Annotated in this window: 20 protein-coding genes and 1 pseudogene; 10 read left to right on the forward strand and 11 right to left on the reverse strand. The window is 33.4% G+C overall.

Annotated elements, in window-relative coordinates; genetic code table 11:
* The first annotated feature begins 18 nt into the window (after positions 1-18).
* From BUA46_RS09105 to BUA46_RS09130, 6 genes are all read left to right on the forward strand, one after another.
* Positions 19-1653: a S8 family serine peptidase gene (locus tag BUA46_RS09105; RefSeq protein ID WP_019386573.1), complete on the forward strand. Its 1635-nt coding sequence runs from the start codon at positions 19-21 to the stop codon at positions 1651-1653.
* Positions 1653-2594 (forward strand): NAD(P)H-dependent flavin oxidoreductase, encoded by a 942-nt coding sequence (locus BUA46_RS09110; protein ID WP_019386572.1) that lies wholly within the window; start codon positions 1653-1655, stop codon positions 2592-2594. Before BUA46_RS09105 ends, BUA46_RS09110 begins: the two co-directional genes overlap by 1 nt.
* Before the next feature lie 21 nt (positions 2595-2615).
* Positions 2616-3395, forward strand: a complete 780-nt coding sequence (locus BUA46_RS09115; RefSeq protein ID WP_019386571.1) for an FkbM family methyltransferase — start codon at positions 2616-2618, stop codon at positions 3393-3395.
* A 276-nt stretch (positions 3396-3671) separates the two neighbouring features.
* The gene (locus BUA46_RS09120) at positions 3672-5048 is read left to right on the forward strand and encodes an MATE family efflux transporter (RefSeq protein WP_019386570.1); all 1377 of its coding nucleotides are present in this window, start codon (positions 3672-3674) and stop codon (positions 5046-5048) included.
* A gap of 8 nt (positions 5049-5056) precedes the next feature.
* Positions 5057-5284 carry a DUF8828 family protein gene (locus BUA46_RS09125; protein ID WP_026009937.1) on the forward strand — a complete coding sequence of 76 codons (228 nt, stop codon included), beginning with the start codon at positions 5057-5059 and terminating at the stop codon, positions 5282-5284.
* A 120-nt stretch (positions 5285-5404) separates the two neighbouring features.
* Positions 5405-5980 (forward strand): phosphatase PAP2 family protein, encoded by a 576-nt coding sequence (locus BUA46_RS09130; RefSeq protein ID WP_019386568.1) that lies wholly within the window; start codon positions 5405-5407, stop codon positions 5978-5980.
* Here BUA46_RS09130 and meaB read toward each other — a convergent pair.
* Both meaB and BUA46_RS09140 read right to left on the reverse strand, forming a co-directional pair.
* A complete protein-coding gene (gene meaB, locus BUA46_RS09135) occupies positions 5963-7039 on the reverse strand; it encodes a methylmalonyl Co-A mutase-associated GTPase MeaB (RefSeq protein WP_019386567.1) in 1077 nt (358 codons plus the stop codon). The genes BUA46_RS09130 and meaB overlap by 18 nt on opposite strands.
* A gap of 66 nt (positions 7040-7105) precedes the next feature.
* Positions 7106-7660: a DUF2911 domain-containing protein gene (locus tag BUA46_RS09140; RefSeq protein ID WP_019386566.1), complete on the reverse strand. Its 555-nt coding sequence runs from the start codon at positions 7658-7660 to the stop codon at positions 7106-7108.
* A 347-nt stretch (positions 7661-8007) separates the two neighbouring features.
* Between BUA46_RS09140 and BUA46_RS09145 the strand changes: the two genes are divergently transcribed.
* Genes BUA46_RS09145 through BUA46_RS09155 form a run of 3 tightly spaced genes read left to right on the forward strand, consistent with a single transcriptional unit; the run spans position 8008 to position 10663 of the window.
* On the forward strand, positions 8008-8559 hold the full coding sequence (locus BUA46_RS09145) for an RNA polymerase sigma factor (protein ID WP_019386565.1): 552 nt from the start codon (positions 8008-8010) through the stop codon (positions 8557-8559).
* Positions 8543-9121 (forward strand): hypothetical protein, encoded by a 579-nt coding sequence (locus tag BUA46_RS09150; protein ID WP_019386564.1) that lies wholly within the window; start codon positions 8543-8545, stop codon positions 9119-9121. Before BUA46_RS09145 ends, BUA46_RS09150 begins: the two co-directional genes overlap by 17 nt.
* A 12-nt stretch (positions 9122-9133) precedes the next feature.
* Entirely contained in the window at positions 9134-10663 is a 1530-nt protein-coding gene (locus BUA46_RS09155) for a DUF4097 family beta strand repeat-containing protein (RefSeq protein WP_143148108.1), read from the forward strand.
* A 33-nt stretch (positions 10664-10696) separates the two neighbouring features.
* Here BUA46_RS09155 and BUA46_RS09160 read toward each other — a convergent pair whose 3' ends face one another.
* From BUA46_RS09160 to BUA46_RS09195, 8 genes are all read right to left on the reverse strand, one after another.
* A complete protein-coding gene (locus BUA46_RS09160; protein WP_019386562.1) occupies positions 10697-11371 on the reverse strand; it encodes a GNAT family N-acetyltransferase in 675 nt (224 codons plus the stop codon).
* Positions 11368-12291 (reverse strand): tRNA (adenosine(37)-N6)-dimethylallyltransferase MiaA, encoded by a 924-nt coding sequence (gene miaA, locus BUA46_RS09165; protein WP_019386561.1) that lies wholly within the window; start codon positions 12289-12291, stop codon positions 11368-11370. Before miaA ends, BUA46_RS09160 begins: the two co-directional genes overlap by 4 nt.
* 187 nt (positions 12292-12478) lie before the next feature.
* Positions 12479-13324, reverse strand: coding sequence for an ion transporter (locus tag BUA46_RS09170; RefSeq protein WP_019386560.1), 846 nt, complete (start codon positions 13322-13324; stop codon positions 12479-12481).
* A 26-nt stretch (positions 13325-13350) separates the two neighbouring features.
* Positions 13351-14727, reverse strand: a complete 1377-nt coding sequence (locus BUA46_RS09175) for an exonuclease domain-containing protein (RefSeq protein ID WP_026009936.1) — start codon at positions 14725-14727, stop codon at positions 13351-13353.
* A gap of 30 nt (positions 14728-14757) precedes the next feature.
* A complete protein-coding gene (locus BUA46_RS09180; RefSeq protein WP_026009935.1) occupies positions 14758-15429 on the reverse strand; it encodes a YggS family pyridoxal phosphate-dependent enzyme in 672 nt (223 codons plus the stop codon).
* Positions 15430-15442: 13 nt separating this feature from the next.
* Positions 15443-16681: a DUF1015 domain-containing protein gene (locus BUA46_RS09185; RefSeq protein WP_019386557.1), complete on the reverse strand. Its 1239-nt coding sequence runs from the start codon at positions 16679-16681 to the stop codon at positions 15443-15445.
* A 56-nt stretch (positions 16682-16737) separates the two neighbouring features.
* Positions 16738-17628 carry a 3-hydroxyacyl-CoA dehydrogenase family protein gene (locus BUA46_RS09190; protein ID WP_019386556.1) on the reverse strand — a complete coding sequence of 297 codons (891 nt, stop codon included), beginning with the start codon at positions 17626-17628 and terminating at the stop codon, positions 16738-16740.
* Between the two features lie 29 nt (positions 17629-17657).
* The gene (locus BUA46_RS09195; protein WP_026009934.1) at positions 17658-18617 is read right to left on the reverse strand and encodes a Gfo/Idh/MocA family protein; all 960 of its coding nucleotides are present in this window, start codon (positions 18615-18617) and stop codon (positions 17658-17660) included.
* Positions 18618-18775: 158 nt separating this feature from the next.
* Between BUA46_RS09195 and BUA46_RS09200 the strand changes: the two genes are divergently transcribed.
* Positions 18776-19417 (forward strand): protein-L-isoaspartate(D-aspartate) O-methyltransferase, encoded by a 642-nt coding sequence (locus BUA46_RS09200; protein WP_019386554.1) that lies wholly within the window; start codon positions 18776-18778, stop codon positions 19415-19417.
* Between the two features lie 20 nt (positions 19418-19437).
* Here BUA46_RS09200 and BUA46_RS09205 read toward each other — a convergent pair.
* A pseudogene (locus BUA46_RS09205) lies at positions 19438-19620 on the reverse strand (SAM-dependent methyltransferase); the annotation flags it as partial.

Genomic DNA, 19620 nt, shown 5'->3' on the forward strand with positions numbered 1-19620 from the left:
ATTGCTTAATCTTAGGTTATGAAAAAAGTATTGCTGCTTCTGGTATTTTGTTGTTTCCATTACAATTTATTTGCGCAAATAGAAGATGCTTGGGTTTACCTTGCTGACAAAGAAAATGTAGCTGCTTCAATAGCCAACCCCATAAGTATTCTTACACAAAAAGCAATAGATAGAAAAAATGCTCATGGCGTTGTTATTGACGACAGAGATGTACCCGTTAACGAAACCTATATTACGCAACTAAAAAATGCAACAGGAATCTCTGTTTTGGCAAAATCGAAATGGTTCAATGCTGTGCATGTGAGAGGCTCACAAACAGAAATTGAGTCTTTAACTAGTTTTACTTTTGTTTCAGCAATTGATTTTGCAGATAAAAATTTAAACGCTAAAGGCACAAAAACGAAGCCAAAACTAAACCATACCAAACTTTCAAAAGAAGAAAATAACTTTACAGTTTTCAATTACGGTGATGCAACCAACCAAATTGAAATGTTTAATGGTGATAAACTGCATCTAGCCGATTATACGGGAGACGGCATGACCGTAGCAGTTTTAGATTCTGGTTTTCCAAACGTAGATAACATGACATCATTTCAAAGATTGAGAAATGCAGGTAATATACTAGGAACCTATGATTTTGTTAACCGCGATATTGATGTTTACACAGGGACTTCAAGTAGCCATGGTACTTGGGTTTTAAGTGATATGGCAGGTTACATTGAAAATAATTTTGTGGGTACAGCACCTGATGCTTCTTATTATTTGTTTATTACAGAAGATGCCCCTAATGAAAATCCTGTAGAAGAAAGTTATTGGGTTGAAGCTGTTGAACGTGCGGATAGTTTGGGTGTTGATCTTGTTAATACATCATTAGGTTATACTAGTTATGACAATCCTAACTATAGTTATACCCAAGCCGATATGGATGGCAATACCGCTTTTATAAGTAAAGGTGCTAATATTGCATTTGAGAAAGGACTTTTATTAGTAACATCGGCTGGAAACTCTGGAAATACGTCTTGGGGCATTGTTAGTGCACCAGCTGATGCATCAGGCGCTTTTACCGTAGGAGCAGTTGATTTGAATGGCAATTATGCATCATTTAGCTCAAGAGGAAATGCAACACAGCCCAATCAAAAACCAGATGTTGTTGCTCAAGGACAAGCAAGTTATGTGATAGGCACAAACGATGTTATTGGTACACTTAACGGTACTTCTTTTAGTTCACCCATTTTAGCTGGAGGGATAACCTGCTTATGGCAAGCATTACCTGAAAAAACAAACGCTGAAATTATGCAATTGGTTCGTGAGTCTGGTTCTCAATACACTTCACCCGATTATTTTTTGGGTTACGGCATTCCCAATCTTGAATGGGCTTTGAATACAACGTTGGCTTTTAACACGGATCTTGCTGATAATTTTGATGTACAAATTTATCCTAATCCTGTAACGGATAATTTATTTATAAAACTACCTGTTTTAGCTGAAAAAACTAACTTGAAAATTTATAACATTTTAGGAGAAGAAATTAATACTTATGATATTTCTGAAAGTATAAATGAAATTAGTACTGTTTCTTTGGCTCAAGGACTATATATTGTAAAACTTGCTAGTAAAACGTTTTCAAAATCTGTTAAACTTATAAAACAATAATGTCGAATAGAATTACCGAACTTTTTAATATAAAATATCCAATTGTTCAAGCGGGCATGATATGGAATAGTGGTTGGCGACTAGCGTCTGCATCTAGTAATTCGGGTATTCTCGGACTCATTGGTGCAGGTTCTATGTATCCTGATGTATTGCGAGAACATATTATTAAATGTAAAAAAGCAACAAATAAACCTTTTGGAGTCAATGTACCAATGCTCTATCCTAATATTCAGGAAATCATGGATATCATTGTAGAGGAAGATGTAAAAATAGTATTTACCTCGGCAGGCAACCCTAAAACTTGGACCTCTTGGTTAAAAGAACGCGGTATTACTGTTGTGCATGTAGTAAGCAGTGTGAAATTTGCATTGAAAGCTCAGGAAGCTGGAGTTGATGCTATTGTTGCTGAAGGTTTTGAAGCTGGCGGACATAACGGAAGAGATGAAACTACTACACTAACATTAATACCAATGGTAAAAGAGCAAATACATGTTCCTTTAATAGCTGCAGGTGGTATTGCAACAGGTAGAGCGATGTTAGCCACTATGATTTTAGGTGCCGATGGTGTTCAAATAGGGAGTAGGTTTGTGGCTAGTGAGGAAAGTTCGGCACATACAGCATTTAAACAAGTCGTTGTTGATGCCAAAGAAGGCGATACCAAATTAACATTAAAAGAATTAGCTCCCGTTAGATTAATAAAGAATAAGTTTTATAGAGATATTGAAGCACTTTACAAATCTGGTACAACACCAGAACAACTTAAAGACTTATTGGGTAGGGCAAGAGCAAAACGCGGTATGTTTGAAGGTGACCTAGAAGAAGGCGAACTTGAAATAGGCCAGATTTCAGGGCTGATACACGATATACAACCTGTCCATCAGATTGTTGAAGAAATAATGCAGGAATTTGAGAATGCAAAGGCGAATATTCAACAACTCTAATAGAATAGTTTAAAATAACGTATGAAATTAAAAAAAACATTTATATATAAACTTATTAATAGAATATATCAGATAAAATGGGTTCCCAAATGGATTTATTTATTAGGACCCATTCAATTCATATCATTATTGTTTAAAAACAAATTTAAAAAGCAGCACCTTATTGCGCTTAATGTTAAAGGTTATAATAATCCAATATATCTCAGAGCAAATACAAGTGATTTTAAAATATTTAAGCAAATTTTTCTTGAAGAAGATCATAATATTGATATTGATTTCCCTGTAAAGTCAATTATTGATGCAGGATCTAATTGTGGTTATTCTGTACTTTATTTTGCTAAGAAATTTGAAAACGCACTAATTATCGCAGTAGAGCCTGATGAATCAAATTTTAATATGATTAAGAAAAACACATCTGCTTATAATAACGTAAAAGGTATTCATGGGGGTGTATGGAGTAAAACATCTCATTTATCTATTAGAAATAAGAAAGCAGGAAAGTGGGCGTTTCAAGTTCAAGAAGTTAGTGAAGATGAAGGTGAGTTTAAAGGCTATTCGATAAATGACATAATGAAATTGTATCAATTAGAATCGATAGATTTTTTAAAAATTGATATAGAAGGATCTGAGAAAATTGTTTTTACTGAAAACTACAGTGATTGGTTATCAAAAACTAAATATGGCATTGTAGAATTACATGAAATGTATTCAAAAGGTGTCACTGAATTTATTGATACTAAATTAAAAGAGCATAATTTTAGTACAGTAAAACAAGGTGAAAATTTAATATTTCATCATTAATGATGAATTGAATATAGAATTAAAAAGGAGGAAATTTATTTCCTCCTTTTTGTTTAGAAACCACAGCATAAATAATTCATCCCTATAAATAGCTAAATGTTTCCTAATGCTATATAGTTTTAGTGAGAACGACTTAAGGCACCGTAAAAATATTAAAAATCTATAATATAAAACTTACAAGTTATCATGTTTTATTAACATTTGTTAATTTGATAATAAATTAAAAGAATAGTTTAATATTTATATTAAATAATAGCTAAATACTACATTTGTGAAATGCAATTTAGCGACTATACAAAAGAATTTAAATACAATTGGCAACTTGCTGCACCTGTAATGTTAGGAATGCTTGGACACACTTTTGTTAGTTTTATAGATAACATTATGGTTGGGCAATTGGGAACTGCTGAATTAGCTGCCGTTTCTTTAGGAAACAGTTTTATGTTTATTGCCATGTCTTTAGGTATAGGTTTTTCTACTGCTATTACGCCATTAATTGCTGAAGCAGACTCTGCTAAAGATTTTGTAAAAGGGAAATCGGCTTTCAAAAATGGATTGTTTTTATGTACCGTTCTGGGCGTTTTACTTTTTCTTTTAGTATTTTTTGCAAAACCATTAATGTATTTAATGAAGCAACCTGTTGAGGTTGTGGAATTAGCAATTCCGTATTTAGACTTGGTTGCAGTTTCATTAATACCATTAATTATTTTTCAAGGGTTTAAACAATTTAGCGATGGTTTATCTATGACCAAGTATCCTATGTATGCAACGCTTTTAGCGAACATAGTTAACATCATTCTAAATTACTTATTAATATTTGGGAAATTTGGATTCCCTGAGTTAGGTATTGTTGGTGCAGCTTATGGTACGTTGGCTTCTAGAATAATTATGGTTTGGCATTTATGGGTTTTATTAAAAGGCAAAAAGAAATCGAAGGCTTATGTAACTCATATTAAGTTTTTTATACTTGATAAACTTATGCTTAGAAAAATTATAAACCTTGGCGCACCCAGTGCAATGCAAATGTTTTTTGAAGTCGCCATATTTACAGCTGCCATTTGGTTAAGTGGGTTATTGGGTAAAAATCCGCAAGCAGCTAATCAAATTGCTTTAAACCTAAGTTCCATGACGTTTATGGTTGCCATGGGTTTAAGTGTTGCGGCCATGATTCGTGTTGGTAATCAAAAAGGACTAAAAGCCTATTTTGAGTTACGTAGAATTGCCTATTCCTTATTTTTGATGGGTACTATTTTTGCGTTAGTTTTTGCTTTGTTTTTCTTTGTATTTCATGCGAATCTGCCAAAAATATATGTAGATTTTGATGACGCTAAAAATTTTGTAGACAACCAAGAAGTGGTAAGTATTGCTTCTAAATTGTTAATTGCATCTGCTATTTTTCAGATTAGCGACAGTATACAAGTTTTGGTATTGGGCGCGTTACGAGGTTTACAAGATGTAAAAATTCCAACGGTAATTACATTCATCTCGTATTGGCTTATTGGCTTTCCTATAAGTTGGTTTTTAGGGAAAGAAGATGCTTATGGTAGCTTTGGAATTTGGTTAGGATTACTAGCAGGTTTAACAACAGCTGCAATTTTATTGTATATTCGATTTAACTATTTGACAAAAAAATTAATTTTGTCTAACAAATAATTATGAAAATGAAACTTCCTAAATTTATACTTGGTGATAATACCGAATTTCCTAACGCCATTTATGTTATTCATACTGAATTTCCGAGGTTTATTATTAATCTTGAGAATGATGAGGTGGAATGGTTTGAAGATTTTGATATGGAAGACCAAAAGGAATTAGAAACTGAAACCGAAAATGCCATAAAAGAGGCTACAGCGTTTTATGATAACGAAATAGCTAAATACGAAGACTAAGTTGCGTTAGGGATTGTAATGGAAATCCTTTTTGTAAGGCACGAGCAAAACGATTGTAAAGGAAAGCCCGACCCTTTTGGTAACCTGCTTGCCGGCAGGCAGGCGCTGAAATAATTACTAATGATTGAACAACTTTTAGAATACGACACAGAATTATTTTTGTTTTTAAATAATTTAGGATCGACAACCTGGGATGGTTTGTGGCTTTTAATTACCAACAAATTTGCTTTTGTACCCTTGTATGTAATTTTACTTTATTTGTTGCACAAGCATTTTGGAGTCAATGCTTTATTAGTATTTATTGTTGTAATTGTATTAATGATTACATTTACAGACCAAGTAACTAACGTTTTTAAAAGAGCTTTTATGAGGCCTCGACCGTGCGGTGTTGCCGAAATTGCTGATGAATTACGTTTTATAGCAGTGCGCTGTGGTAAATATGGTTTTTTCTCAGGGCATTCTTCAAACTCTATGGCTGCTGCGGTTTTTTCGGGTTTAATGCTGAAACCATACTACAAAAATTTAATCTTTATTTTACTATTTTGGAGTGCAGTAGTGGCTTACAGTAGAATTTATGTTGGGGTACATTACCCGCTGGATGTATTTTGTGGTATGACCTTTGGCGCTATTTCTGGATTTGGGTTTTACAAACTCAGCAAGTTTTTATTGCGTAAGTATTTAGCTGTAAAGTTTTAGTAAATACTCTGCCGCGGCGAAAGGTGTGGTTTGATTTGTTTCTAGAAGTTCGAGTTGATTTTCAAGTGCCTTTTTAATTTTTGGGGTATTAAAGAAATTCGATTTGAGTTGTTCTTCTATGGTTTGAATGAGCCAGTATTTATTTTGCTCGTTTCGATTTGTATTGAAATAATTATTATTTGTTGTTGTTTTGATATAATCTGAAATAATATCCCATATAGCATCAATTCCTTCATTTTTTAAAGCACTACAAAGGGTTACTTGAGGCTGCCAATTTGATGATTTTGTAGGGTAGAGGTGAAGTGCTCTATTAAATTCTACTTTAGCAAGTTTGGCTCGTTTTAGGTTATCGCCATCTGCTTTGTTAATGGCAATGGCATCTGCCATTTCAATAATACCACGTTTAATACCTTGAAGTTCATCACCAGCACCAGCCAACTTTAAAAGCAAAAAGAAATCGACCATACTATGTACAGTCGTTTCGCTTTGTCCTACACCAACAGTTTCAATGATAATCACATCAAAACCTGCGGCCTCACAAAGAATAATGGACTCTCTTGTTTTTCTAGCAACACCACCTAATGAATCTCCAGAAGCCGACGGACGGATAAAAGCATTTTCGTCTTTTACTAATTCTTCCATTCGGGTTTTATCACCTAAAATACTACCTTTTGTAATGGTGCTACTCGGGTCTATCGCTAAAACAGCAACACGTTTACCAAACGCGGTAAGATGTTTTCCGAAGGTTTCAATAAAGGTGCTTTTGCCAACTCCAGGAACTCCGGTAATACCAATTCTAATGGAATTATTAGCATGTGGTAAACAAGCTTGCAAGATGTTAGTAGCTTTTACTTTATGTTGAGGATTTTTACTTTCTATTAAAGTTATCGCTCTACTTAATGCTGTTATATCTTTATTGAGAAGGGATTCTATTAAATTGGAAGTGTCAATATCTGCTTTTCGCTTATTTTTAAAAGCATCAATTGAAGATTTACTCGTGATTTCGGAAAAGGAAACCCCTTTTTTTTCTTCTAAGGCTGATTTTTTAGATTTTGACACAAGCAGACGAATGTTTGTCTAAATTTACGATAATATTTCGTTTCAAGCCGAACTTAATATCGGCTTCTATTTTAAAGGTACTGCTACCTTTACATCATCCCAAGCCATAGTTAGATACAGTTTGTCTGTAGAATTATCGAATGCGATGGTAAACTGTTCTACGGTATTATCTAATTTTTCCACCGGTACTTCAATATTTAATACGTCGTAATTTGGATCCCACATAGGTTGCATTTGGGCATTGACACCCCATGAATATTGTTTGGAGTTGAAAATAACAGTCCAGGTAGAATCTTTAGGTACTGTCCATAAGGTGTATTTCCCTGCAGGAATATTAACGTCTTTAATTTCTAACGGTTTGTTGGTTTCGAAGGTAGTGGCTTCGTTAGCTCCAGTTCTCCAAACTTGATTGTAAGGGACTAAAGCGCCAAATATTTCGCGATCTTTTTTAGATGGACGATTATAGAAAACTTCTAGTTTTAAGTCGTTTAGTTTAAACTCTACAGTATCTTTAGGACTAAGGCGTTTGGCAAATATATTTTCTACAAAAACAGAATATAAAAATAATCCTAAAGCTAGAATGGATAAAAGGATTAAGGTGTTCTTTAAAAAGGTGTTCATATACAGCAATTTATTAAGGTGCAAAGATAATTTAAAAGGAATAACTAATAAATATACAAACGTGAAATTATTAAGTTTTGTTGTAGATGATTTTGCATGTGAATTGACCTGTAATAAAAGTGTAAATTTTTGCTATTAAAAACAGGTTTTAACAGAAACGCCCGCGTTAAGGATAGCAGTGGAAAGCCCACAGGCACGAGGACTTGTAACGAATAGCCTGACCCCGCCAGAAGTGGGGTAACGCCCTAAAAAAGATTATTTTTAATTTTTAATTTCATTTTTTTGCAACACTCTGTTTTTTTATTCGTCTTTAAAATGAACTAACTTATACCAAAAGTAAAACCAGCATGTTTAAAGTTAACATTATTGAACAATGTAAACAGAACAACCGCAAAGCACAACTGCAGTTATACAACCAGTACTGCGATGGTATGTATATTGTTGCTAAACGGTTTTTAAAGGATGCTGCCGATGCTGAAGATGTGGTGCAAGAGGCTTTTATTAAGGCTTTTACAAAATTGCATCAATACAAAGCAGAGGTCACTTTTGGGGCATGGTTAAAACGTATTGTTGTTAATAAATGTATTGACTTTTTGAAAGCGAAGAAACAACACCTAATTGCTTTGGATGCGGTTTCTTTGAAAGTTGTAGATACAGAAGCAGACGGCAAATGGTTAGTAGACGATACGATAACATTAAACGATGTTAAAGCGGCGATAAATGAGTTGCCTGATAAGTATCGATATGTTGTGATGCTTTATTTAATTGAGGGTTACGACCATCAGGAAATTTCGGAGATTCTAGACATTACCGAAGTGGCATCAAGAACACAACTATCTAGAGGAAAAGTAAAATTACAAAAACTGTTAACACTTAAAAAAAATGGCACAAGATCTTAGAGAGTTATTTAAAAATGATAAAATAACGAATGAAAAGATGCCCAAAAATCATCAAGAGCGCTTTTTAAATAAGTTAGATGAGGCATTGCCTGTAACTCAAACATCTGGATTTAGTTGGCTGCGAATTGTAGCAAGTGCGGTGATACTTTTAGGTTTTACTTTGGCTGGTTTCAAGTATTTTTCTACACAAAATATTGATGATACTCCAATGCTTGCTAAGACCAAAACAGTTGATACTAAAACCTTGGGTGATATTTCCCCTGGTTTAAAAAAGGTAGAAGATTACTATTTAGCGAGTATTAATTTGGAGTTGTCTAAAATGACCTATACTCCGGAAACCAAAGCTTTATTTGATGGGTATTTGATGCAATTGAATGAGCTAGATAAAGAATACCAAAAATTATCTTTGGAGTTAACCGATTCAGGACCAAGTGAATTAACAGTTAATGCTTTGATTGATAACCTAAAGCTTAGGTTAAATTTATTGTACCGCTTGAAATCTCAATTGAAAGCATTTAATACTTCGGAGGTGAATGCCGAAGGAATGACAAAATCAATCTAAAAAAATCAAAAAATGAACAGAATTATAATCCAATTAATAGCTTTTTGTTTTCTAAGTATAGGAAATATTTTGGCGCAACAAAAATTAACAAAAGTATCTCAATCTATAAAAGTTGATAAGGATGTTGTTGTTGATTTGAACACGAGCTATTGCAATATTGTTTTTGACACATGGAATAAGAACACCATTGAAATTGAAGCTTATATAGAAGGCGAAAGTTTAAGTAAGGAAGAGCTTCAAGAAGCTTTAAAGCAATGGGATGTAGATATTGATGCTACCAGTAACGAGGTGTCTATACGAACAAATAGTGGTCATACATCTTCTTTATGGGCGAGCCATGATACGGGTGATTTTCATGAAAACGATGTTAAAGCCTTGCTTCAGGAGTTAAAATTTGAATTGGCAGATATGCCACAGATGCATTTTAATCCTGACATGCCTGAAATGCCAGAGATGCCCGAAATGCCTGAGTTACCAGAACTACCTGAATTGCCTGAAGGTGTTAGGGCTTTTAGTTTTGATTATGATGCCTACCAGAAAAATGGTGAACAGTATTTAAAGGACTGGACAAAAAAGTTTGAATCTAGATATGGAAAGGATTATGCCAAAAAAATGGAAGAATGGGGCGAGAAGTTTGGAAAAGAATGGAGTGAAAAATTTGGTGAAGACTATGCTAGAAAGATGGAAGCTTGGGGTGAAAAATTTGGCGAACGCTACGCGGAACAAATAGAAAATTGGAGTGAACGCTACGCAGAACGTATGGAACATCAAGCTGAACGTGCTGAAGCGCAAGCAGAACGTATGTTAGCGCAAAAAGAACGATTAAAAGAACAAAAGAAACGTATTGCAGAACATAAAGCGCGAGCAGAAGTACACAAAAATCATATGAAAGAGCGCTCTATTTTAATAAAAGATAGAGAGAAAGAAATAGAACGATTGTTTCATAACAAAACGAACCCTAACATTAAGAAAACAATAAAAATAAAGATGCCAAAAGATGCAAAGTTAAAAGTAAACGTAAGGCATGGTGAAATTGAGTTTGCAGCTAATATTGATAATTTAGAAGCCGATTTATCGCATACAAAATTTAAAGCAGAAAGCATTAATGGAAGTTTAACTTCCATTAATGCTTCATATTCACCTATTTTTGTGAAAAACTGGAATTTAGGTGAATTAAATTTAAATTATGTTACCAATGCTGAACTTTCAAATGTGAAACATTTAGTATTAAACGCTGTATCGTCTAATATTGAAGTGGAGCATTTATTTGGAAGCGCTATTATAGATGGGAATATTGGGAACATTAAAATTTTTAATATTGATGATGATTTTATTAGTTTAAATATGATTCTTCAAAATAATGATGTGGAAATAGCTTTACCACTAACACCATCTAATTTAAGGTATAAAGGAAACAGATCGCATTTTATACATCCTAACAATACCGAAGGTCATCAAGTTACTAATTTCACATTTGGGAATTTAGCTAATGGAAAAAATATAGTTATTAATGCAAAATATAGTCAAGTCTCTATGCAATAAAACGACAATTTAAAGCCCTTAATAATTTACTTTTTAACAACTTATTTTCCAATATTCAATTTTTCTTCTTGTTACAAAACCCAATTTTTTATACAGGTTTATAGGTCCCAAATTTGTTTCATCGACGTGTAAAAACGGAATTTTATTCTTCTCAAAAATCTTATTAGCAGTATGCGTTATTAGTTGTTTTGCGTAGCCATGACCCAAAAAATCAGGATGTGTTATTACCGCACTTATTTCTATGAAGTTATTGGTTTGCATGCGCTCACCAGTAATAGCAACTAACTTTTCATTTTTATAAATCCCATAGTAGCGCCCCAAAGTATTAGTTTTAGCTTTAAAAAATTCAGGATAAACAAGCTTTGTTAAAGCAATTAAGTCTTGGTAATGCGCTTCGTTTAGTTTTATTATTGTTTCGGTTATTGGGTATTTTATTTTATGGTAAACAATCATTTGTAAACCAACATATTTAATTGGCGGGTTAAACGATGTGGGCATTGTAGGTTTGTTTCCAACAATAAAAAAATCTTTTAGTAATTTAGAATGTTGTTCAATGGCGCTTGCGGTTTCTTCTGGATTTTGAGTTGCACCAAAAGGCGTAAAATCGGGTTTATAAAATTTTACAGCGCCATAGTCGATACAATGCGCGTCATGTTGCTCTGTGAGTGCATACCAAACTGGATTGTCTAATACCGATTCGTTTTTCATTTTAATTGCAATTCAATTTTTGTTATAATGGTTTCAACAGATTCATTATAATCTACCCAAATGGTGTCTTGGTTTTTTCTAAACCAGGTGAGTTGTCTTTTTGCAAAACGACGTGTATTCTTTTTTATTTCTGAAATGGCAAAATCTAAATCCCAAGTGCCATCTAAATAATTGAACAATTCTTTGTAGCCAACTGTATTTAGCGCATTTAGGTTCTTAAAAGGATAAAGTTTTTTAGCTTCTTGTAATAAACCTTGTTCCATCATCATATCAACGCGTTGATTAATTCGGTTGTAAATTATATCTCTTTCTGCATTAATACCTATAGAAATGGTTTTGAATGGTCTATGTCCTTTCGCTTTATTTAAGAATGAAGCATAAGGCTTGCCTGTGCCTAAACAAATTTCTAAAGCACGAATGACGCGATGCGGATTATCAATTGCTATAGTATTGTATGAAGCCGAATCTAACTCTTGTAATTGATCCTGTAAATACTTCAAACCATGAGTTTCCAATTGCTTATTTAAGCTTTTACGAATTTTAGTGTCTACATCAGGAAAATAATCTAAACCTTTTGTAACGGCATCAATATATAAGCCAGAGCCACCAACCATAATAGCAATATCGTGAGTTTTAAATAGTTTATCTAAACATTGTATTGCATCTTTTTCAAAGGCGCCTACATTATAATTATCGTTTATTGATTTATGATGAATAAAATGGTGTTTTGCTGCAGCTAATTCTTCAGGTGATGGGGCTGCAGTACCAATCTGCATGTCGCTGAAAAACTGACGCGAATCGGCTGAAATGATTTCGGTTTTAAAGTGTTGAGCCAGCTTAATGCTTAGCGCCGTTTTTCCAATGGCGGTAGGACCAACAACCGAAATAAGATATTTTGTTTTTGAATTGATAATAACCAAAATTTATTTTGTAAAGTTAAATTGAATTTATGATTAATACCAATTTTGAAATTAATAAACTATGGCTAATAAATGCTTTTTTTAAAGTTGAAGCCTTATTGTTTTTTAACTGAATTAGATTAATAAATGCTGGATTTATTCACTCCGTGATTATGAATTATTGATACGATTAATAACTTCATAAACATTAACCGTATAACTTTTCTCCACAGTTGTAGCAATAGTCTGCTTTGTCTTTATGGTTTGTAGCAAGACAATTTTCGCAAGATTGTGTGTTTAAATTCGTTTTGGGCGGTTCGGGTTTTTGTTTAGTGCCTTGGCTAGCATATTCAGCAGATACGATTCCTGTTGGAACTGCAATAATGCCATAACCCAAAATCATAACCATTGAGGCTATAAATTGGCCTAATGGTGTTTGTGGTGCAATATCGCCAAAGCCAACAGTAGTAAGGGTTACAATACACCAATACACACTTTTTGGTATGTTGGTAAATCCGTTCTCTTCTCCTTCTACAAGGTACATAACAGTTCCTAAAATGATAGAAACTATAATGACAGCAAAAAGAAAAACTGATATTTTTGCGCGACTTGCTTTTAAAGCATTTACAAGATTATTTGATGCGCCCAAATATCTGGCCAGTTTTAAAATTCTAAATATACGCAACAAACGTAAGGCTCTTAACGCTGCCAAAGCATGAATACCACCGAAAAAAAGTGATATATATTTTGGTATGGTCGATAACAAATCGATGATACCATAAAAACTAAAAATATATTTGGCAGGTTGTTTTACGGTAATAATACGTGCAATATATTCAATAGTAAAAAGGATGGTAATAACCCATTCAGATATGTTTAAAAAATTGTGAAATTTACTATCAATGCTCTTAACGCTTTCTAGCATAACAAGTAAAATACTCGCAATAATGGTAATCATTAAAACAACATCGAATAATTTTCCGGCAGAAGTCTCAGCCTCATATATAATTTTATAAAGCGATGTTCTCCAGGATTTTTTTGTTGTGTTGCTCATATTCTCAAAAGTACTAAAAAGTTTAGTTAGTTTTTGGTATTCGACAATTCGACTATTTTTAAGCGTTTATTCCTTCTTAAATAACTTTGGATTATATGTTGGGTGTCTCTATTGTTCTGCATGGGCGTAATAATAGATTCTAATACGTCAAGGTTATTAATTTGATAGTTGAGATTAAAAAAGCCAATGCCCTTAAATACGCCGTTTTCTATAAGTATGGCACTTCGTTCGTCAACATCGCGACCTCTATCAACAACTACCATGTTTTTGTTTGAATAGCTGTTTTTTTTAATTAATTCGGAAACACGTTTGTTGTAAGTTTCTGGCGATTCTACTTGAATACAAGCCCCTTCGCAGTTTTTAATTTGGTAGTTGAAACAACTGGTTTTGGTTTTATACAATCCAGTTAATTTTTGGCATAAATTGTAATCTTCAACAGCTTTTGTGATAAAACTTTTTCCGCTCATGCGATTACTGAAGGTTGTAATGGGTTTTTTTCTTCCATCTGCGATATCAATTTTTAAATTAATATAACCGTGCTCATCTTTATAGTGATATAATGCATGAGTAAATATCGATCGACGTAACGCCCGGTTATAGATGGGTTTTACTTTCTTTATTTCTTCGCTTTCCTTTAGAAGCGCCACCAATTCACTTCCGGTTGCTTCGTAAGTTACTGCTGTAACCTGAGATTGTATTTTTTTTGATTTAGCATTTGTACCCGTAAAATGTTGGTTAATGCGTTTTTTAATATTGTTACTCTTCCCAATGTAGATTATTTCACCATCAGATTTATGAATGTAATAAACCCCTGTTATTGAAGGTAACTCACTTATAATATCTATATGTCTTGGTTCGAGTTGATGTTTCGGATTTAGCCTAACAGAATTTTTTATGATGCTTTTTTCAGAATCTTTATCTAGCAACATTTTAAACAATTTAACGGTTGCTAATGCATCACCAGAAGCTCGGTGCCTGTCGGTTACCGGTATTCCTAAAGAACGTACTAATTTACCTAAACTATAAGATGTTTGCCCAGGAATTAATCCTTTAGAAAGTTCAACAGTACATAAGGATTTGCGTTCATATTCAAACCCTAATCGGCTAAATTCTGTGCATAAAATGCGATAATCAAATTGAGCATTATGGGCAACAAGTATACAATCTTCAGTGATTTCTACAATGCGTTTTGCAACTTCATAAAATTTTGGCGCATTACGAAGCATGTTACTATTTATACCTGTTAGGTTAACTACAAAAGGTTGTATATCGCGTTCAGGATTTATGAGGCTAATAAATTGATCGACAACTTCATGACCATCATATTTGTATATAGCTATTTCGGTGATGCCTTCTTCATTGTACTTTCCGCCAGTTGTTTCTATGTCTAATATTGCGTAAATGGTATGCTATTTTTATTTATTACTAAACTTCTAATTTGAATAATTTCTTACACCAAAGATACTACTTCCTACTCGAATCATGTTACTTCCGCATGCTATTGCTAATTGATAATCGCCACTCATACCCATACTAATAATTTCGAGTTTACAGTTAAAAGTTGATAGGTCTTTTAAAGCATCGAAAGTTGATTTAAGAAAATGAAATTCACGTTTTATTTGAATTTCATCATCGGTAAATGTTGCCATTCCCATTACTCCAGTAATTTTGATGTGTTTTAATTCTGAAAAGGGTTCTGATTGCATAATATCTGAAGCCTCTTTGGACGTCATTCCAAATTTAGAATCTTCTGAAGCTATTTTTATTTGAAGCAAACAATCAATCACTCTATTATGCTTTTTTGCTTGTTTGTTTATTTCTGTCAACAATTTAAAATTATCAACACCATGAATTAGCGACACAAAAGAAGCTATATATTTTACTTTGTTGCGCTGTACATGCCCAATCATGTGCCATTCAACATCTTTTGGCATCTCTTCATACTTTTCGGCCATTTCTTGGATTTTGTTTTCTCCAAAAACGCGCTGTCCCGCATGATAAGCTTCCATTAAATCGCTTACAGGTTTCGTTTTAGAAACAGCCACTAAACTAACATGTTCCGGTAATGTTGATTTTATATTTATAAGATTTTCTTTAATGCTCATATTTTTAATGATATCAAAATTCATAGATTGTAACACCGCTTCTTAATTTGGGTTCAATAAAGGTACTTTTTGGAGGCATAGTTAAACCTGAATTTGCAATAGCTTTGAGTTCGTCGACTGAAATAGGCACCAAACCAAAACCAACCGCATAATCGCCTTTATCTACTTTCATTTTTATGTTTACTAAATCGTTTTTACCATGAGAATAATCAATTCTTGTATCGTTACGTAAATCTGAAATCCCTAGAATGGGTTCTAAAACCGTTTTGTATAAAATATGTGTGTCTAGTGCTAGCAACGGATTGTCCAAACTATAATTATGTTTCCTGAGGTAAAGTGAATAAAACTCCCCATCCAAATACATGCTAAAATGATGCTTTCTACTAGGTTTATAGAGTTCTGATCCTCTATTTTCTATTCTGAAAACTGCATCTAATTTTATAAGAAAAGCATCTTTTGTTAATCCGTTTAAATCTTTAACCAAACGATTGAATTCGTATATTTTTAATTCTGATTCTGGAATTAAATAACTCATAAAATAGTTATAAGCTTCGTCTCCAGAATGCATTTTATTTTCTGCTTTTAAATCTTCGGCTAGTAAAAATGATGATGCTGAACGGTGGTGACCATCGGCAATATAAATACTATTCATAGTGTTAAACGCAGTCTTAATTTTGTTTATGGAAGCTTCGTCTTCCACGAGCCATAAATAGTGTGTGTCTCTAAAATGGGTGGTGAATTCAAATTCCGCACGCTCTTTTTGTGTTTCCGTAATTATATCACTAATAACGTCATTATCTGGATAGGTAAGGAGCACGGGTTCAGCATTAAAACCAACCGTTTTTAAATAATCTTTGAAAATGTTTTCGCGAAATTCAAGCGTATCTTCATGTTTTTTGATAATATCAGCTTTGTAATCTTCGGCACTTGCAGCAGCTACAATTCCTGAAAATGCAATTCCGTCCCTGTTAACAATTTTATAGATATAATATGCAGGTGTTTCGTCTTGTATAAAAATACCATCTTCTTTAAACTCTAAATACCTGTTTTTCACTAAAGTATAGCGTGCTTTTCCAGTAATTTCTTGATGATATTTATAACCAGGATTTATAATATGAAGAAATGAAAACGGATTACCATCTAAACGGGCTTCTAATTCTTTTTGGGTATAGCTTTGATAAGACCTTGATGCCACCAAACTCACTTTATCGCGCGTTGGTCGTACTGCTTTAAAAGGAATTATTTTAGCCATTTATTTTAATGTTAAACCTTGCTTATGAACTATTTTATAGGTTGAAAACACTTGGCTTACTTTTGGAACTGTTGTGCTACTTTTTCGGCTTTCCTATTTTCAGAATAATCATAAAAACCTTCACCAGATTTCACACCTAATTTACCTGCTCTTACCATATTTACTAATAAAGGGCAAGGGGCATATTTAGGGTTTTTAAATCCGTCGTACATCACATGTAAAATAGACAAACATACATCTAAACCAATAAAATCAGCTAGTTGTAAAGGTCCCATAGGGTGCGCCATACCTAATTTCATTACCGTGTCAATTTCTTCAACACCAGCCACTCCATTGTAAAGCGTTTCTATAGACTCATTTAACATGGGCATTAAAATACGATTAGCAACAAACCCAGGATAATCGTTAACCTCAACTGGTTCTTTACCTAAAGTTTTAGAAAGTTCCATGATGGTATGAGTCACAGCATTACTGGTGTTATAACCTCTAATGATTTCTACTAACTTCATAATAGGAACGGGGTTCATAAAATGCATGCCAATAACGCGTTCTGGTTTTGATGTTGCAGCAGCAATTTGTGTGATAGAAATAGAGGAAGTGTTTGATGCTAAAATTGCTGAATCTGAACAGGCTTTATCGAGCTCTTTAAAAATGTTAAGTTTTAATTCTAAATTTTCGATAGCCGCTTCAACTACTAAATCTGCGTTTTTTGCACCTTCACTAATACTTGTGTGTGTTTTGATATGAGACAGTGTCAGTTTTTTATCTGCTTCAGAAATTTTTTCTTTTGCAATCATTCTGTCTAAATTCTTGGTAATAGTAGCCATACCACGTTTAAGTGATGCTTCACTTATATCTATAAGATTTACAGAAAATCCACTTTGAGCAAATGTGTGTGCGATACCATTTCCCATGGTTCCAGCACCTATAACAGCTACGTTTTTCATTGGTATTGTATTTTTCGTTTTGTTATAACTTAAAAACTATTTATTATTTGAGTTGCAACACGCAGGGCTTCAGTACCATCATGAAGCGTAACAATTGGAGTCGTATTGTTATTAATAGCATCAGCAAAGGTTTCTAATTCGTCTAGAATCGAATTGTTTACAGGCACTTGAGGATTATCAAAATAAATTTGTTTTTTTACACCTTCAGCATTTTGTAAAATCATATCAAAATCACCCGGATTTTCCGGGGCATCTTTCATTTTTACAACTTCACACTTTTTGGTTAAGAAATCTACCGAAATATAAGCGTCTTTCTGGAAAAAACGTGCTTTACGCATATTTTTAAGTGATATTCTACTCGCCGTTAAATTTGCTACACAACCATTTTCAAATTCTAATCTGGCATTAGCAATATCTGGCGTATCACTAATAACAGCAACTCCGCTAGCTGAAATGTTTTTAACTTTCGATTTCACAACACTTAAAATAATATCAATATCATGAATCATTAAATCCAGAACTACAGGCACATCTGTACCGCGCGGATTAAATTCTGCCAATCGATGTGTTTCGATAAACATAGGCGAATTAATTTCATTTTTTACTGCTAAATATGCAGGGTTAAAACGCTCAACATGACCTACTTGTCCGCGTAAATTATTTTCTGCTAAAAGCTCTCTGATATGTTCAGCTTCTTCTACCGTATTTGTAATGGGCTTTTCAATAAAAATATGCTTTCCTTTTGCAATGGCTTGTTTAGCACAATCATAATGTGATAACGTTGGTGTAACTATATCCACCATATCCACGGCATCAATCAAAGATTCAATGGAATTAAAATATTTATATCCTAATTCTGCCTCTACTTTTTTAGCGTTCTCTTCATCGGCATCATAAAACCCAACAAGTTCATATTTTTCAGATTGTTTAAGAAGTCTTAAATGAATTTTTCCTAAGTGTCCAGCACCTAGAACTCCAGCTTTTAGCATAATATTTACGTTTTCAACAAAAATAAGATATTTAAAACGTGAAGTTAAGCAATTCATCTAAAAATTTGGCTTAAAAATGTGTGATAAATAAAAACTGATAATTTAGTTTTAAGCTTGAAAATGTTTGACTAATTTTAGCAAAATAAACGCTACTAAAATTGAAAGATACTTTTAAACACAAAGGATTAAGACAACAACTCGTTAACATCATAGAAGCCAAAGGAATAAAGGACCCTAAAGTATTAAAAGCTATTGGAAAAATACCGAGGCATTTGTTTATGGACTCGAGTTTTTTAGATCATGCTTATCAAGATAAAGCGTTTCCTATTGCTGCAGACCAAACCATTTCGCAACCTTATACAGTAGCGTTTCAAACTGAATTGCTAAAAATTAAACCTGGCGATAAAATTTTAGAAATAGGTACCGGAAGTGGCTATCAAACAGCTGTTTTATGTGAATTAGGGGCTAAGGTATATAGTATTGAAAGACAAAATGAGCTATTTAAAAAAACATCTAAGTTTTTGCCAAAATTGGGGTATCGCGCAAAAAAACTAGTATTTGGCGACGGTTATTTGGGATTAGAAGAAGAAGCGCCTTTTGATGGCATTATTGTAACCGCAGGTGCGCCTTATGTCCCTAAACCCTTACTAAGCCAATTAAAAATAGGAGGTAGGCTTGTAATTCCGGTTGGAGACGATATTCAAGTTATGACCATGTTTACAAGAAAAGGGCCTAAAGAATATGAACAAGAAGAATTTGGTGAGTTTAGATTTGTGCCTTTACTAGGAGATAAAAATTAGGACTTAATTGTTCTTTTTTATAAATATTCTGCTTCATAAGCATTACCAGCTCCAGGAATTAATATTTTTAACGACTTATTTTTTAATTGATCTATATAGGTCTTTAAAGGTGTTGTTGGTTTCCCAACATCCCAACCTGTTTGCCGTTCATTGTAACGTTGGGTCCAGTAATTTTCTACGTTGTTTGTATCTTCTTGATTCAA

This window comes from Algibacter luteus (assembly GCF_900141715.1).
Classification (GTDB): Bacteria; Bacteroidota; Bacteroidia; order Flavobacteriales; family Flavobacteriaceae; genus Arenitalea; species Arenitalea lutea.

What these genes read in the sequence shown, in the direction of transcription:
- BUA46_RS09160 (WP_019386562.1), bottom strand. Translation starts at nt 11,371, where the DNA reads ATGAAAAACGAATCGGTATTAGACAATCCAGTTTGGTATGCACTCACA.
- BUA46_RS09180 (WP_026009935.1), bottom strand. Translation starts at nt 15,429, where the DNA reads ATGAGCATTAAAGAAAATCTTATAAATATAAAATCAACATTACCGGAA.
- BUA46_RS09155 (WP_143148108.1), top strand. Translation starts at nt 9,134, where the DNA reads ATGAACAGAATTATAATCCAATTAATAGCTTTTTGTTTTCTAAGTATA.
- BUA46_RS09130 (WP_019386568.1), top strand. Translation starts at nt 5,405, where the DNA reads ATGATTGAACAACTTTTAGAATACGACACAGAATTATTTTTGTTTTTA.
- BUA46_RS09110 (WP_019386572.1), top strand. Translation starts at nt 1,653, where the DNA reads ATGTCGAATAGAATTACCGAACTTTTTAATATAAAATATCCAATTGTT.
- BUA46_RS09150 (WP_019386564.1), top strand. Translation starts at nt 8,543, where the DNA reads ATGGCACAAGATCTTAGAGAGTTATTTAAAAATGATAAAATAACGAAT.
- BUA46_RS09185 (WP_019386557.1), bottom strand. Translation starts at nt 16,681, where the DNA reads ATGGCTAAAATAATTCCTTTTAAAGCAGTACGACCAACGCGCGATAAA.
- BUA46_RS09140 (WP_019386566.1), bottom strand. Translation starts at nt 7,660, where the DNA reads ATGAACACCTTTTTAAAGAACACCTTAATCCTTTTATCCATTCTAGCT.
- BUA46_RS09190 (WP_019386556.1), bottom strand. Translation starts at nt 17,628, where the DNA reads ATGAAAAACGTAGCTGTTATAGGTGCTGGAACCATGGGAAATGGTATC.
- BUA46_RS09115 (WP_019386571.1), top strand. Translation starts at nt 2,616, where the DNA reads ATGAAATTAAAAAAAACATTTATATATAAACTTATTAATAGAATATAT.
- BUA46_RS09170 (WP_019386560.1), bottom strand. Translation starts at nt 13,324, where the DNA reads ATGAGCAACACAACAAAAAAATCCTGGAGAACATCGCTTTATAAAATT.
- BUA46_RS09105 (WP_019386573.1), top strand. Translation starts at nt 19, where the DNA reads ATGAAAAAAGTATTGCTGCTTCTGGTATTTTGTTGTTTCCATTACAAT.
- BUA46_RS09145 (WP_019386565.1), top strand. Translation starts at nt 8,008, where the DNA reads ATGTTTAAAGTTAACATTATTGAACAATGTAAACAGAACAACCGCAAA.
- BUA46_RS09120 (WP_019386570.1), top strand. Translation starts at nt 3,672, where the DNA reads ATGCAATTTAGCGACTATACAAAAGAATTTAAATACAATTGGCAACTT.
- BUA46_RS09125 (WP_026009937.1), top strand. Translation starts at nt 5,057, where the DNA reads ATGAAACTTCCTAAATTTATACTTGGTGATAATACCGAATTTCCTAAC.
- BUA46_RS09195 (WP_026009934.1), bottom strand. Translation starts at nt 18,617, where the DNA reads ATGCTAAAAGCTGGAGTTCTAGGTGCTGGACACTTAGGAAAAATTCAT.